We start from the raw sequence: 14,238 nt of genomic DNA, 5'->3' as shown, positions 1-14,238 counted from the left end.
GGCAGCCTCGGTCCGTACCGGGGCCGACCAGGTCCTGGGAGCCCGTCACCGAGCATGGAGAGTAACCGCATGCGTGTCCTGTGCACCGCGACCGGGTCCCCGTCGCACGGGAGGGCCCTGCTGCCGCTGGCGCGTGCGCTGGCCGCCGCCGGACACGAGGTCACGGTCGCGTCGACGGCGGCCGTGGCGCCCGTGTTCGCCGACGACGACGTCACCGTCGTGTCGTGTCTGCCACCCCTGGTCCCCTCCGGGGGCGCCGACGGGCGGGACCCGGCCCGTACCACTGCCTCGGCCGGCCCCCGCGACGCGGACCGGGCCGTCCGCGTCCCCGGCGACCCGGGCACCGGTGTCGGGGGCGACGAGGACGCGGGCGACGGGGACACGGACGGCCTGGGGCCGGACATGCGCAAGCTCGTCGCGCGGCTCACCGGCTCCCACGCGCTCGAAGGCCACCGCGCCCTGCGCCCCCTGGCCCGCGACATGGCGCCGGACGTGATCGTCCGGGACGGCATGGACCTGGGGGCCTGCCTGCTCGCCGAGCAGCTGGAAGTTCCGCACCTGCCGATCCCCTCCGGCTTCGTCAACACGGTCGATCCCGCGCTGCTGCTGCCGGGGCTCAACCGGCTCCGGGAGTCGCTGGGGCTGCCTGTGCGGGAGGATCCCGCCTCGCTCCACCCGCACGGCCGGTTCGACTACCTGCCCCGCGACCACTCGTTCGCCCGGTTTCCCGCCACGGTCCTGGCCTACCGCCAGACCACCGCGGTCGACCGCACCGCGGGTCTGCCGGAGTGGGTGGCGCGGCTGCCCACGGACCGGCCCCTGGTCTTCGCCGCCATGGGCACGGCGCTGCCGATGCTCCGCGGGTTGCTGCCCGAGGGCGCGTCCCTGCCGCACGGGGTGAGTGACCCGTCCGAGGTGCTGCGGGCGATCGTCGCGGGGCTGTCCCGGCTGGAGTGCGTCGCCGTCGTGGCGACGTCGGGCATCGCGTGCGACGGGGTCGAGCCGGGGCCGAACGTCCGTCTCACCGACTCCCTGGCGCAGCCGCTGCTGCTGGAGTGCGCCGATCTCTTCGTCACGCACGGCGGCTACAACAGCGTCCGGGAGGCGGTGCGCACCGGCACCCCGATGGTGGTGGCGCCGCACTTCGGCGATCAGCCGCTCAACGCGCGCCGGGTGGTGGAGCTGGGCCTGGGGCGGCATCTGACGGACCTGGAACCGCGGGCGCTGGCCGAGGTGTGCGCGGACCTCCTCGCCGACCGCGAGGTCGCCGCCCGGTGCCGCAGGGCGCGGCTGGCCACGCTGGCGCTGCCGGACATCGGGCGGAGCCCGGCCGACCTGGCGGAGCTCTGCGCCCGGGCCGCGGTCCGAGCACCCCGGACCAGTGCCGCGACCGGCAAGGTTCGCCCGTCGAGGGGCGCCCGCCGGGCGGCGGCCGATGTCACCGCGGTGCCGCGCGGGGGCACCTCCCGGCGGTAGCCGGGGAAACGTGTGCCGGCCGCCGCGGCGGGGCGGCCGTGGCCGGGAGGGGCACTGGCCTCAGGCCGAGGACGGGTCCCAGTAGGAGAAGCGCGGGAGCCATCTCACCTGGTAGTCGGGGTGCCCCGCGTATTCGGCCGCCAACTGCCGGACGGCGAAGCCGAGTCCGACCGCGCGGCCCGAGGCGAAGTCGCTCGCCGGGCGGTCGGTGTCCAGGTCGGCGACCTCCTCGTACTCGTCGAGGAGCACCCTGTTCGTATCGACACGGCGCAGCGTGGAAGCCGGGTCCTGGCGGGCCATGTGCTGGTCGTAACCGTGCGTCCGCACGACGAACGCGATTCCGCCGGCCCGGTCGTGCACTTCGCCGGGCTGGTCGATCGGGCAGCGCCAGGTGTCGCCGCCGGCCGCTTTCGCGACGTCCTCCTCCTCGGTCAGGCGCGCCCGGACGAAGGCGAGGAGGTCGACGTTGACTGTCATGCGTGTTCCGGTCCTTTGCCGTCACGAGGTCGAACGGGGGAAGAAGGGCAACGTACCGGACCGGTTCCCTGCCACGGAGTACCCACACTCTAGCGCCCGGCGCGCGCGTCGTCCGCCCCGGCCACGGGTCCCCCGGGAGCGCTCACGGCCCCGGTCGGCCGGTCCGCCGGTACGGCACCAGATGGGACTCCAGCAGATCGTCCAGGACGTCCCGCAGCCGCGTCCGGCGGGCGATGTCCCACAATGCCCGGACCAGTGCCGGGGCCGGGTCGTGGGCGGCGACGGCGAGCCCTACGCGGGGGCCTCGTACCGGCCCTTCCAGCGGGAGCACCCGCATACCGGCCGGCACCCCGAACGTGTGCAGCCACGCCTGAGCGATCACACCGGACCAACCGCCGCCCAGATGGGCGTAGAGCCCTGCCACGGTGTCCGATTCGAGGACGGGCTTGGCCTCGACGCCGTCGGCCGCGAAGCACTCGTCCATGACCCGCCGGTTGCGCATCGACGGGGCGAGCAGGCACAGCGGCAGTTCGGCCGCCCGCGCCCAACTCACCGTCCGCGCCCCGGTGAACGTCTCGTCGTCGGGCGTGAGCAGCAGGTACCGCTCCTCGTACAGCGGCAGCCTGCGGGTGCGGCGCGGCGCGGTGTCGTCCAAGTACGTGACCGCCGCGTCCAGTTCGAACGCGGCGAGCCGACGGCCGATCTCGTGTGCGGGCAGCGACTCCAGACAGATCCGGACCAGTGGGTGCTCGGCGCAGAAGGGGGTGGTCACGAGCGAGATGGCGGTCAGCGCGGTCGGAACGACCCCCAGTCGCAGGGTGCCGCTCAGACCGCCCCGTAACGCCGAGAGTTCCTGGCGCAGCGCGTCCCGTTCGGCGAGCATGCGATGCGCCCACACCAGGACGCGCTCCCCCTCCGGCGTCAGCCCCTCGAAGCGCCGGCCCCGCCGTACGATCGTCACATCGAGTTCGCGCTCCAGCTTGCGTATCCCGGCGGACAGCGACGGCTGGGACACGAAGCAGGCATCGGCCGCCCGGCCGAAGTGCCGCTCGCTGGCGAGAGCGACCAGGTATTCGAGTTGGCGCAGCAGCATGGCTCACCCTGACCGGTGAGGCCCCCCGTCCGCAATGCGGCGGAGTCTGTCCGCGACGACGCCCGGGCAGCAGGCAGTGGACAACACGCCCTAGCCGCGGTACGTCTCCAGCAGCCGCAGCCACACCTCGCTGATCGTCGGGTACGAGGGGACCGCGTGCCACAGGCGATCGATCGGGATCTCGCCGACGACCGCCAGCGTCGCGGAGTGCAGCAGCTCCCCGACCCCCGGGCCCACGAAGGTGACGCCGCGCAGAACGTTCCGGTCCAGGTCGACCACCATGCGGGCACGGCCCCGGTAGCCGTCGGCGTAGAGGGACGCGCCCGCGACCGCGCCCAGGTCCTGGTCCACCGCGCGGACCCGGTGGCCCGCCCGCTCGGCCTGGGCGAGGGTCAGCCCGACCGCGGCCACCTCGGGAGCGGTGAAGACGACCTGGGGAACGGCCGCGTGGTCCGCGGTGGCGGCGTGCGCGCCCCAGGGCCCTGAGTCCAGCAGCGGCACGTGCTGGGCCCGGGCGGTGATGGCGGCTCCGGCGATGCGGGCCTGGTACTTGCCCTGATGGGTCAGGAGCGCGCGGTGGTTGACGTCGCCCACCGCGTAGAGCCAGTCGCTGCCCTCGACCAGGCAGCTGTCGTCGACCGTGAGCCACGATCCCGGTTCCAGGCCCACCGACTCCAGCCCGGCGTCGTCCGTGCGCGGAGCACGGCCGGTGGCGAAGAGGACCTCGTCGGCCTCGACGCGTTCGCCGCCCGAGAGCACCACGGTCACCGGCCCCGTCCCGCCGTCGCGCTCCACCGCGGTGACCGAGACATGGGTACGGACGGTGGCGCCCGCCTCCTTCAGCGCGTCCGCGACCAGCTCACCGGCGAAGGGCTCCATCCTCGGCAACGGCCCCTCGCCGCGGATCAGCAGCGTGACCTCCGCGCCCAGTGCGCGCCAGGCGGTGGCCATCTCCACGCCCACCACTCCGCCGCCGACGACCACCAGCCGCCCGGGCACCCGCCGCGAGCTGGTCGCCTCCCGGCTCGTCCACGGCCGGGCCTCGGGGAGGCCGGGCAGGTCGGGCAGGACGGCGCGGCTGCCGGTGCACACGGCGACGGCGTGCCGGGCGGTCAGCGACTGTTCGTCACCGTCGGGGCCGGTGACCGTCACCCTCTTCCGGCCGGCCAGCCGCCCGTGCCCGCGGTACAGCCGGGCCCCGGTGCTCTCCAGCCACTCGACCTGCCCGTCGTCCTTCCATTGGGAGGTGAACTCGTCGCGGTGGGCGAGCACCGCCCGCGCGTCCAGCGGCCCGCGGACGGCGTCGCGCAGTCCCGCGGTCCTGCGCGCCTCGGCATGGGCGATCGCCGGGCGGAGCAGCGCCTTGCTGGGCATGCAGGCCCAGTACGAGCACTCGCCGCCGACGAGTTCGCTCTCCACCACGGCGGCACTCAGCCCCGCCGCCCGCACCCGGTCTGCGACGTTCTCGCCGACCGGTCCCGCTCCCAGCACCACAACGTCGTACTCGATGGCTTCCGTCATGGGGTCAGTCTGGTGGTGGCGGTCCCGCATGGCCACACGATCTTCGGGAAGGGGCCAGGAATACGGGCTCGGTATGCACGGTTGTCGCGGGCGCCCGGTTGACGAACCCACGGAAACCACGAGAATCGCGCACATCGCGCGCATGACGGAACTCAGGAAGGGACACCACAGGCTATGGCCACGATGGAACTCACCAAGGAGAACTTCGACCGGACAGTGTCGGAGAACGACTTCATTCTGATCGACTTCTGGGCCTCCTGGTGCGGTCCTTGCCGGCAGTTCGCCCCGGTCTACGAGGAGGCGTCCGAGCGCCACGACGACCTGGTCTTCGCGAAGGTGGACACGGAGGCGCAGCAGGAGCTCGCCGCCGCGTTCGACATCCGTTCCATCCCGACCCTGATGATCGTGCGCGAGAACGTCGCCGTCTTCGCCCAGCCGGGCGCGCTGCCCGAGAGTGCCCTGGAGGACGTGATCGGCCAGGCCCGCGCGCTGGACATGGACGAGGTCCGCAAGTCGGTGGCGGAGGCGGAGGCCCAGGCCGCCGCGCAGGGCGGCACGGAGAACCCTCCGGCTTCCTGAAGCCCCTCCCGGCAACGTCGGACACGGCCGGGGCGATGCCGACGCCATGAACACCGTCGGCGTCGGCTCCTGGCCGTGTCCCCCCTCTTTTTTTGGGGGGCTCGGTTCGCCTCCGGGGGCGCTCTCAGCCCCTGTCGACGGTCGACCGTGCTCGGTTTACTCGTTCCTCGCAAACCTGTGCCCACGCGGCGGAGCCGCATATCGACCACAGCCTCCCTTTCGACAGCGGCCGCGCCCCTTCGGCTCACTCGCCGGCGGACGTGCGCAGCCTGGACGTACGGGACACCCCGGCCGGGCCGCCCCGGCCGACGACGGCACCGTGCCGACCGGGTCAGCCGTCGCGGTCGGCTCCGTCGGCGGGTACCGGGACGACGCGTACGGACAGTCCGTAGTCCAGTTCCTCGCCGTCGACCGTGAGCGCCTCCACCGTGCGCGTCACCGGATCGATGTCCGCCACCATCCCCTGGCCCGCGTAGCGCGGATAACCGGACGCTCCGGTCTGGCCGGTCGCCTCGACGAGCGCCGAGCGCAGGGCGTCGACCGCCGTGGGCGGGCCCGCGCGCCCTTCGCTGAACTCCGCGACCACCAGGATCTCGAACCGCTGTGGAATCGTAGTCATGCCGCTGACGCTACGGGCTGTCCGGTCGAACCTCACGGAACAGCCCGCGGCGTCCCGCCGGACGCGTGTCGAGGAGTCACGGGCGGCCTCGCGACCGGGCCGCCCGTCGCTCAGCTGGACTCGCGGTGGACGACCCAGGTCTCCATCACATCGTGCTGCTCGCCCGTGCCGTCCGGGGCCCGTACCGCACGGTCCACCAGTTCGGCCAGCTGCTGTCCCGTCACCAGGTCGATGTGGACCGTCGAGAGCCGGGGCCGCAGCAGCCGGCCGATGAGGGTGTCGTCGCAGCCGACCACCGCCGTCCCCTCCGGGATCCTGATGCCCTCGTCCTGCAGCGCCCGCATCAGGAGCATCGCGTGCTCGTCGTCGTGGGCGAAGACGGCGTCGAGGCCGAGGTCGCGCCAGCGGGCCGCCAGTGCGGCGGCGGACTTCTCGTCGCAGGCCAGCGCCAGCGGCTCGACGCGTGCGCCGGTGCCGTCGGCGGCCGTGCGAGCGCCTGCCAGGCGCAGGGCGGAGAACGGAGCCAGCGCCGGCTCCTCGGGCTGCACCACCCCGATGTTCCGGCAGCCCCGCCCGATCAGGTGCTCCACCGCCCGCGCCCCGATCCCGCGCTGGTCCGTGACCAGCGAGTGCGCCCCCTCGACGCACTCGGGGCCGAGGGTGACGACGGCGCGCGCGCCGGACCGTTTGAGGACGTTCACGCCGTGCGGGGTCAGGGCGATCTCACCGAACGAGACGACCGCGACGGGCCGTAGTTCGGCCCAGGCCCGGGCCGCCTCGTCCGGTCCGAGGCCGAGGCTGCCGTACTGCACCACGGTGTAGTCGAGCCGCCGCAACGCCTCGTGGAGTTCGGTGAAAAAACGGCCGAAGAACGCCCCGGAGGGCACGCGGGCGGTGGGCAGCAGCACGATGCTGGTGTGTCCGGCGCGCAGGCTCCGGGCGGCGGCGTGCGGCACGTATCCCAGGCTCTCGGCGGCTTCGCGCACCTTACGGCGGGTGGGCTCACTGATCCGCACGGCCGATGTGTTGTTCAGGACGTAGGAGACGGTGGCCCGGGAGACCCCGGCCAGCCGTGCCACATCGGCGCTGGTGGGAACGGAGCGATCGGCGGACTGCTCAGGTAAGTGATTCATCGCACAGGGATCCTTCCAGACCTCGGCGGCGCGGTCTGGCATATGCGCGAACCTCGTGCCCCTTCCCGGCCGGACACGCTGCGTGACTGCGCCGGGCCGCCGGGTACCCGGCGGCCGGAACTGATCGTCCAGGCCCTACCGTCATGGAGGTGACAGCCTTCTCGCATACCGACAGCCCCGACCGCCCCGGCAGTATCACTGGCACCACTGGGAACGACGGCCACGGTGCCGAACGGCCCGGCCGGTCCGGACCGACCGCCACGACCGAGGCCGATCCCCGCAGGGTGGGCCGGGTCCACACCTCCTATGCCCCCGAACACGACGGCGATCCGGACCCGGGTGAGATCGTCTGGACCTGGGTGCCCTACGAGGAGAACGACGGACGCGGCAAGGACCGGCCGGTGCTGGTGGTGGCCCGGGAGGCGGCGGGCACCCTCCTCGCCGTACAGCTCTCCAGCAAGCGCCACGACGACGACCACGAGTGGGTGCCGATCGGGGCGGGGCCCTGGGACCGGGCGGGGCGCGCGTCCTGGGTGGATGTCGACCGGGTGCTGCGGGTGCACGACCAGGGCATGCGGCGGGAGGCGTGCGCGCTGGACCGGGGGCGGTTCAACCTCGTCGTCAACCGTCTCAGGGAGCGGTACGGCTGGCGTTGAGGGGAGGCCGCGCCGGCCCCCGGTGGGCCGGCGCCACCCCGTTCGGACGATCACCCCGGTTTTCTTCCCCGCGTCCCCGCGGCCGTGCGTGCGTAGGGCCGCACAAGGGAAGACGGGTCTCGACCGCCGTACGACGGGCCGTCGCATTTCCGACGGAACCGGTTACCCGGGGGCACTCTTGTGCGAAGCGGTTGGAGTGGCCTTAGGTTGAACGGAGCGCCCCGCCCCGGCCCGGGACGGGGTCCGGTCACCGGTCTTCGACAGGAGGATCCGGCCATGCCTTCCGACGACACGTTCACCGACGAGGGACCACCCCTCGGCGAGACCGACGCGGAGGAACTGCTGCGCGGCATCTGTTTCAAGACGGGCCCGCCGCGCACCGTCGGCGTCGAACTCGAATGGCTCGTGCACGACCGGCACCACCCCGAACGGCCCGTACCGCCCGACCGGCTGGAAGAAGCCCTCGGCGCCCTGCGGACCCTTCCCCTTCGCTCCGCGCTCACCTTCGAACCCGGCGGCCAGCTGGAGCTCAGCTCGCCGCCCGCCGCCTCCCTGATGGAGTGCGTGACCTCCACCGCCGCCGACCTGGACACCGTACGGGCGGCCCTGGGCGCGGACGGTCTCAGACTCTCCGGCGTCGGCCAGGACCCCTGGCACTCGCCCCGCCGCATGCTGCGGGAGCCGCGCTACGACGCGATGGAGACCTACCTCGACCGGATCGGTCCGGCCGGCCGCGCGATGATGCGCTCCACCGCCTCCATCCAGGTCTGTCTTGACGCGGGTCACGAGGAGCCGGGGCCGCTGGGCCACGGCCGGCGCTGGCAGCTCGCGCACCTGCTGGGCGCGGTGCTGGTGGCCGCGTTCGCCAACTCCCCGATGCGCGAGGGGCGGCCGACCGGCTGGCGCTCCACCCGTCAGGCGATGTGGGCGCAGCTGGACCCGGCCCGTACCACGGCGCCGCCCGACCACCGGGGTCCGCGTGCCGCCTGGGCCGCGCACGCCCTGGACGCCCCGGTGATGTGCATCCGGGCGGCCGAGGGGCCCTGGGCCGTGCCGGAGGGGCTGAGCTTCCGGCGCTGGATACGGACCGGTCTGCCGCGTCCCCCGGTCCGGGCCGACCTCGACTACCACCTCACGACGCTCTTCCCGCCGGTCCGGCCGCGCGGCCACCTGGAGCTGCGGATGATCGACGCCCAGCCGGGTGACGACGGCTGGCTGGTGCCGCTGGCCGTCACCACCGCGCTGTTCGACGATCCGGAGGCGGCGGAGACCGTCTACCGCGCGGTCAAGTCGCTCGCCGACACGGCGGGCTCGCTGCCCGCTCCCCGGAACCTCCTGTGGGTCAACGCCGCGCGCTACGGCCTGGCCGACCCCGAACTCCACTCCGTCGCGTCGGTGTGTTTCGCCGCCGCGCTGGAGGCACTTCCGCGCATCGGCGCCTCATCGGCCGTGCTGGACGCGGTCGCGGCCCACCACGACCGCTACGTCCTGCCCGGGCGGTGTCCCGCCGACGATCTGCGCACGCACCTGACCGGGAAGGACCTGTGCACATGACCGACCACGAGACGCCGGCCGGAACCGCCGCTCCCAGGGGCGCGGCCGGCCGGACCCCGGACACGGCGACGTCATGGCCGGCCGCCGCTCCCGCCGAGGCCGGGGACGGCACCGCGGGCACACTCAGGCTGCGGGCCGTCGAGTCACTGACGGCCGCCCGGGATCGCACCGCCCTGCTGACCTCGTGCGTGGACGACCACGACCTCACCGCGCAGCACTCGCCGCTGATGTCCCCGCTGGTCTGGGACCTGGCCCACATCGGCAACCAGGAGGAGCAGTGGCTCCTGCGCACCGTCGCCGGGCTCGCGGCGCTGCGCCCCGAGATCGACTCGGTGTACGACGCGTTCGAACATCCCCGTGCCAGCCGGCCCACGCTGCCCCTGCTGCCGCCCGCCGAGGCCCGCTCGTACGCCTCGGACGTACGGGGCCGGGTCCTGGACGTCATCGAGCGCGTCCCGCTGCACGGCGGCCCGCTGCTGGACGCGGGGTTCGCGTTCGGGATGATCGCCCAGCACGAGCAGCAGCACGACGAGACGATGCTCATCACCCACCAGCTGCGCCGGGGCCCCACCGCGCTGACCGCGCCACCGCCGCCCGCCGGGGACACGACGGGCCTGCCGGCCGACGTGCTCGTCCCGGCCGGTCCGTTCACGATGGGCACCTCCACCGAGCCGTGGGCGCTGGACAACGAGCGCCCGGCGCACCAGCGGCTCGTACCGGCCTTCCGCATCGACACCGTGCCGGTGACCAACGGCGCCTACCAGCACTTCATCGAGGACGGCGGCTACACGGACGAGCGCTGGTGGGCACCGGAGGGCTGGGCGCAGATCCGCGAACACGGCATCGGCGCCCCGCTGTTCTGGCGGCGCGAGGGCGGGCAGTGGCTGCGCCGCCGGTTCGGGGCGGTGGAGCCGGTCCCGGCCGAGGAGCCGGTCCTGCACGTGAGCTGGTACGAGGCCGACGCGTACGCCCGGTGGGCGGGGCGGCGGCTGCCGACGGAGGAGGAGTGGGAGAAGGCCGCCCGGTACGACCCCGTCTCGGGCCGGTCCCTGCGCTATCCGTGGGGCGACGACGACCCCACACCGGAGCGGGCCAACCTCGGTCAGCGCCACCTCCGGCCGGCCCCGGCGGGGAGCTATCCGCGGGGTGCCTCACCGCTCGGGGTGCGCCAGCTGATCGGGGACGTGTGGGAGTGGACGTCGAGCGACTTCCTGCCGTACCCGGGCTTCGTGGCGTTCCCGTACCGCGAGTACTCGGAAGTGTTCTTCGGCGGCGCGCACAAGGTGCTGCGGGGCGGGTCGTTCGGGGTGGCGCCGGTGGCCTGCCGGGGCACGTTCCGCAACTGGGACCTGCCGGTCCGCCGGCAGATCTTCTCCGGGTTCCGTACCGCCCGTACGGCCGCCCCCGGCGAAGGAGACACCTGATGTGCCGTCATATCGCCTTCCTGGGGCCGACGGTGGCCCTCGGCGAGGTGCTGACCGCGCCGCCGCACGGACTGTACCGGCAGTCCTGGGCACCGCGCCGGCAACGCAACGGGACGGTCAACGCCGACGGTTTCGGTGTCGGCTGGTACGCCGGGGGCGACCCCGTGCCCGCGCGCTACCGCCGCGCCGGGCCCATCTGGTCCGACCCGGGCTTCACCGATCTGGCCCGGGTGGTCCGTACGGGAGCCCTGCTCGCGGCCGTGCGGGACGCCACGGAGCCGGGGGCGGACGGCGAGGCCGCCGCGGCGCCGTTCGCCGACGCCGGCGGGCCCTGGCTGTTCAGTCACAACGGGGCGGTCGGCGGCTGGCCCGACAGCCTGGCCGCGCCGATGGCGGCGCTGCCCGCCCGGGAGGTGCTCACACTGGCCGCCAGAAACGATTCCGCACTGGTCTGGGCGCTGCTCGGGTATCGGTTGCGGTCCGGCGACGAGGTCGGCCAGGCGCTGACCGAGACCGTCCTGGAGGTGGCGACGGCAGCGCCCGCCTCCCGGCTCAATCTGCTCGTCACGGACGGCACCCGGATCGGGGCCACCGCCTGGGGGGACTCGCTGTGGTACCTGACCGGCCCGGGCCGCCGCGTGGTGGTGGCCTCGGAGCCGTACGACGACGATCCGCGCTGGCACGAGGTCCCCGACCGCACCCTGGTCGTGGCGACCCGCACCGGCGTCTCGCTCTCCCCCCTCAAGGAGCCGCCCGCGTGAGCCCGTACCGCACGACCCGCACCCTCCCCGAGGACGCCACCGGCGCCGCGCTGCGTTCCGATGTGCTCCACGGGCTGACCCGCACACCGAAGACGCTGCCCCCGAAGTGGTTCTACGACGCGCGGGGCAGCGAACTGTTCGAGGAGATCACCCGGCTCCCCGAGTACTACCCGACCCGCGCCGAGCGGGAGATCCTGCTCGCCCGCGCCCCGGACATCGCGGCGGCGACCGGCGCGCGCACCCTGGTGGAGCTGGGGTCCGGCTCCTCCGACAAGACCCGCCACCTGCTCGACGCGCTGACCGGTGTGCACACCTACGTGCCGGTCGACGTGAGCGAGAGCGCGCTGGCCAGGGCGGCCCGGTCGCTGCTCGCCGAGCGCCCGTCGCTACGGGTGCACGCGCTGATCGCGGACTTCACCACGCGGCTGACGCCGCCGGACACCCCGGGCCCCCGGCTGGTGGCGTTCCTCGGCGGCACGATCGGCAATCTGCTGCCCGCCGAACGGGCCGTGTTCCTCTCGTCGGTGCGCGCGCTGCTGGCGCCGGGGGACGCGCTGCTGCTCGGCACGGATCTGGTGAAGGAGGAGTCGGTCCTGGTCAGGGCGTACGACGACGCGGCCGGGGTGACGGCCGCCTTCAACAAGAACGTGCTGACCGTCCTCGACCGGGAGCTCGGCGCGGACTTCCGTGCGGACGACTTCGACCACGTGGCGCTCTGGGACCGGGAGAACGAGTGGATCGAGATGCGGCTCCGGGCGCGCAGGTCCCTCACCGCCAAGATCCCGGAACTCGGTCTCGCGGTGCACTTCGAGGCGGGTGAGGAGATGCGCACGGAGGTGTCGGCGAAGTTCCGTCAGGAGGGGGTACGAACCGAACTCGCATGTGCCGGACTGGAGTTGGCACACTGGTGGACCGACGGGGAGGGACGGTTCGCGCTGTCGCTGGCGACGGTGGCCTGACGGGCGGGAGGCGGCGCGAGGCCGCGTGCGGCGGTCCGCGCCCCGGGCCGCGGACCATGGGGCCAGGTGACCTGGGGTCGCGGACCGCCCGTCCCGACGACCGCCTGCCGGGCCGCCGAGGCGAGCGCCCGGCGCGCGGCGGGGGCCACCCGGCGCGCGGGGCCGGCGTCGGAGGGCACGGCGGGCGCCTCGGCGGGGAGCGGCGGCAGGACCGTGATCTCCGCCGTGAGCCCGCGGGCCGCCGCCACCCGCCACAACGACACCAGCAGAGTGTCGTCGCCGATGAACGCCGGTGCCCCGGACACCGACCCGTCCGGTGCCCGGTAGGTGATCCGTACGGGACACACCGGGGCGCCCGCGTCCAGCGCGGCCTGGAAGGCGGCCGGAGTGAACCGCCCCTGGTCGCGGCCGCACCACGTACAGCCCTCCGGGAAGACGATCACCCGCGAACCGGCGGTCAGCGCCCGGGTGAGGGCCCGCACGGTGCCGGGCAGGGCCCGTAGCCGCTCCCGGTCCACGAACAGGGTGCCGCCGAGCGCCGCAGGCAGCCCCAGGACCGGCCAGTGACGTATCTCGGTCTTGGCCAGCATCCGGCCGGGCAGGACGGTGGCGACGAGCGGTATGTCGAGCCAGGAGACGTGGTTGGCGACGACCAGGACACCTCTCCCGCGCCGGGGCGGCCGGCCGGTGACACGGACCCGCACGCCGAATCCCCACAGCACCGCGCGCGCCCACACGCGGGTGCACCGCTCACGGAGCGCCGGCCCCAGGAGGGCGGTCGCCGGGGCGAGCAGTACCCCGGCCAGTACGACGGTGACGCCCGCCAGCAGCCGGGCCGCCGCCCTCGGCGCACCGGACGTGGGGCCGCGGTGCGCGCAGCAGGACGCCGGGGCACAGGGCGCGGTGGGCAGCCAGGTGCTCATGCGGCGGGCACGAGGGAGAGGAAGTGCCGCAGGTAGCGGGGGTTGGTGCGGCGCATCGACAGCAGGACGTACAGGTCGGCGACGCCGAACTCCGGGTCGTGCGCGGGCGCGCCGCACACCCAGGCGCCGAGCCGGAGATAGCCGCGCAGCAGCGGCGGCAGCTCGGCGGACGGCACGGGCGCGGCGCCGGGACCCGGCGTCCACAGCCGGTGCGGGGTGACCCAGTACTCCTCGGGCGCCAGGTGCTTGTCCCTCACCGTGTGCCAGGCGGAGGCGGCCAGGGCCCCGCCGTCGTTGAGCGGGAGCGAGCAGCAGCCGGCCAGCCAGTTGTGGCCCCGGGTGGTCATGTAGCGGGCCAGGCCGCCCCAGACCAGGCCGATGACCGCGCCGGTGCGGTGCGCCGGGTGCACGCAGGACCGGCCGACCTCGACCAGGTCGTCACGGATCGGGGCGAGCCGGGAGAGGTCGAACTCGCTGTCGGAGTAGACGCGCCCGGCGGCCCTGGCCCGGTCGGGCGGCAGCAGCCGGTAGGTGCCGACGACCTCGCCGGTGCTCTCCTCCCGTACGAGCAGGTGATCGCAGTACGCGTCGAAGGCGTCGGCGTCCAGGCCGGGCTCGGGCCCCTCCAGGCGGGCGCCCAGCTCGCCGGCGAACACCAGGTGGCGCAGCCGCTGTGCGGCCCGTACGTCCTCCGCGTCGCGGGCGAGGGACACCCGGTAGCGGGTTCCGTCACCGGGCGCGGAGGCCGGCGCGGGGGCCGGGGCCGGCGCCGGGACGGAAAGCGGGCCGGAAAGCGGGGCGGGAAGCCGGGCGGCGGAGAGCGGGGCGGGGGCGATGGCGGACATGGCTGACTCCTGTGCCGTGGGGACGGTCCGGTGCCGGTGCCCGTGGCCGCCGTCCGTGCGCCGGCCGGGCACCCGCACTGTCGTTTCTTCCGTGACCGGCTGGATTTGACATGACCACACGGCGGAGAGCGGATGTGGGACGGCTGAATGCCGTGGATCCGCGAGGGCGGCGCCGCGCGCACTCGGCCGGGCCCACCGGGGGGCGCCCGGCCGGGCGC

13 protein-coding genes and 1 pseudogene are annotated in these 14,238 nt (G+C 74.2%); 7 read left to right on the top strand and 7 right to left on the bottom strand.

Translation table 11 applies throughout. From position 1 onward, the window contains the following. Positions 1–69: 69 nt before the first annotated feature. A complete protein-coding gene (locus tag IG02_RS0108390; RefSeq protein WP_063756740.1) occupies positions 70–1,476 on the top strand; it encodes a glycosyltransferase in 1,407 nt (468 codons plus the stop codon). A gap of 60 nt (positions 1,477–1,536) precedes the next feature. On the opposite strand, the gene IG02_RS0108385 is transcribed toward IG02_RS0108390, so the two are convergent. The 3 genes from IG02_RS0108385 to IG02_RS0108375 all read right to left on the bottom strand — a co-directional run bounded on the left by IG02_RS0108385 (position 1,537) and on the right by IG02_RS0108375 (position 4,567). Further along, entirely contained in the window at positions 1,537–1,953 is a 417-nt protein-coding gene (locus IG02_RS0108385) for a DUF6221 family protein (protein WP_030743703.1), read from the bottom strand. Positions 1,954–2,095: 142 nt separating this feature from the next. Continuing rightward, a complete protein-coding gene (locus tag IG02_RS0108380) occupies positions 2,096–3,046 on the bottom strand; it encodes a LysR family transcriptional regulator (RefSeq protein WP_030743701.1) in 951 nt (316 codons plus the stop codon). A 90-nt stretch (positions 3,047–3,136) separates the two neighbouring features. Further along, complete coding sequence (locus IG02_RS0108375) at positions 3,137–4,567, bottom strand: dihydrolipoyl dehydrogenase family protein (protein ID WP_030743698.1); 1,431 nt, start codon at positions 4,565–4,567, stop codon at positions 3,137–3,139. A 165-nt stretch (positions 4,568–4,732) separates the two neighbouring features. On the opposite strand from IG02_RS0108375, the pseudogene trxA reads away from it, so the two are divergent. Further along, positions 4,733–5,146, top strand: a pseudogene (gene trxA, locus IG02_RS0108370) (thioredoxin); the annotation flags it as partial. Positions 5,147–5,477: 331 nt separating this feature from the next. Here trxA and IG02_RS0108365 read toward each other — a convergent pair. Together IG02_RS0108365 and IG02_RS0108360 are read right to left on the bottom strand one after the other, a co-directional pair. Then, positions 5,478–5,765, bottom strand: a complete 288-nt coding sequence (locus IG02_RS0108365) for a hypothetical protein (RefSeq protein ID WP_030743692.1) — start codon at positions 5,763–5,765, stop codon at positions 5,478–5,480. Between the two features lie 110 nt (positions 5,766–5,875). Next, entirely contained in the window at positions 5,876–6,898 is a 1,023-nt protein-coding gene (locus IG02_RS0108360) for a LacI family DNA-binding transcriptional regulator (protein WP_030743689.1), read from the bottom strand. Positions 6,899–7,041: 143 nt separating this feature from the next. Between IG02_RS0108360 and IG02_RS0108355 the strand changes: the two genes are divergently transcribed. The 5 genes from IG02_RS0108355 to egtD all read left to right on the top strand — a co-directional run bounded on the left by IG02_RS0108355 (position 7,042) and on the right by egtD (position 12,252). Next, entirely contained in the window at positions 7,042–7,554 is a 513-nt protein-coding gene (locus tag IG02_RS0108355; RefSeq protein WP_078854297.1) for a type II toxin-antitoxin system PemK/MazF family toxin, read from the top strand. Between the two features lie 276 nt (positions 7,555–7,830). Next, complete coding sequence (egtA, locus tag IG02_RS0108350; RefSeq protein WP_051764663.1) at positions 7,831–9,108, top strand: ergothioneine biosynthesis glutamate--cysteine ligase EgtA; 1,278 nt, start codon at positions 7,831–7,833, stop codon at positions 9,106–9,108. Next, the gene (gene egtB, locus IG02_RS0108345; RefSeq protein WP_078854296.1) at positions 9,105–10,532 is read left to right on the top strand and encodes an ergothioneine biosynthesis protein EgtB; all 1,428 of its coding nucleotides are present in this window, start codon (positions 9,105–9,107) and stop codon (positions 10,530–10,532) included. The genes egtA and egtB overlap by 4 nt, the downstream gene beginning before the upstream one ends. Beyond that, positions 10,532–11,293, top strand: a complete 762-nt coding sequence (gene egtC, locus IG02_RS0108340) for an ergothioneine biosynthesis protein EgtC (protein ID WP_030743680.1) — start codon at positions 10,532–10,534, stop codon at positions 11,291–11,293. The genes egtB and egtC overlap by 1 nt, the downstream gene beginning before the upstream one ends. Next, on the top strand, positions 11,290–12,252 hold the full coding sequence (gene egtD / locus IG02_RS0108335; protein WP_030743677.1) for an L-histidine N(alpha)-methyltransferase: 963 nt from the start codon (positions 11,290–11,292) through the stop codon (positions 12,250–12,252). The genes egtC and egtD overlap by 4 nt, the downstream gene beginning before the upstream one ends. On the opposite strand, the gene IG02_RS36075 is transcribed toward egtD, so the two are convergent. Together IG02_RS36075 and IG02_RS0108325 are read right to left on the bottom strand one after the other, a co-directional pair. Beyond that, the gene (locus IG02_RS36075; protein WP_037802530.1) at positions 12,147–13,175 is read right to left on the bottom strand and encodes a lysophospholipid acyltransferase family protein; all 1,029 of its coding nucleotides are present in this window, start codon (positions 13,173–13,175) and stop codon (positions 12,147–12,149) included. The two genes, egtD and IG02_RS36075, sit on opposite strands and share 106 nt — an antisense overlap. Further along, positions 13,172–14,020 (bottom strand): GNAT family N-acetyltransferase, encoded by an 849-nt coding sequence (locus tag IG02_RS0108325; RefSeq protein ID WP_030743673.1) that lies wholly within the window; start codon positions 14,018–14,020, stop codon positions 13,172–13,174. The genes IG02_RS36075 and IG02_RS0108325 overlap by 4 nt, the downstream gene beginning before the upstream one ends. Positions 14,021–14,238 lie beyond the last annotated feature (218 nt).

It is taken from the genome of Streptomyces sp. NRRL F-5135 (genome assembly GCF_000719775.1).
GTDB classification, from domain to species: domain Bacteria; phylum Actinomycetota; class Actinomycetes; order Streptomycetales; family Streptomycetaceae; genus Streptomyces; species Streptomyces hebeiensis.
The sequence above is the reverse complement of the archived record's forward strand: the minus strand, read 5'-3'. Positions and strand labels throughout refer to the sequence as shown.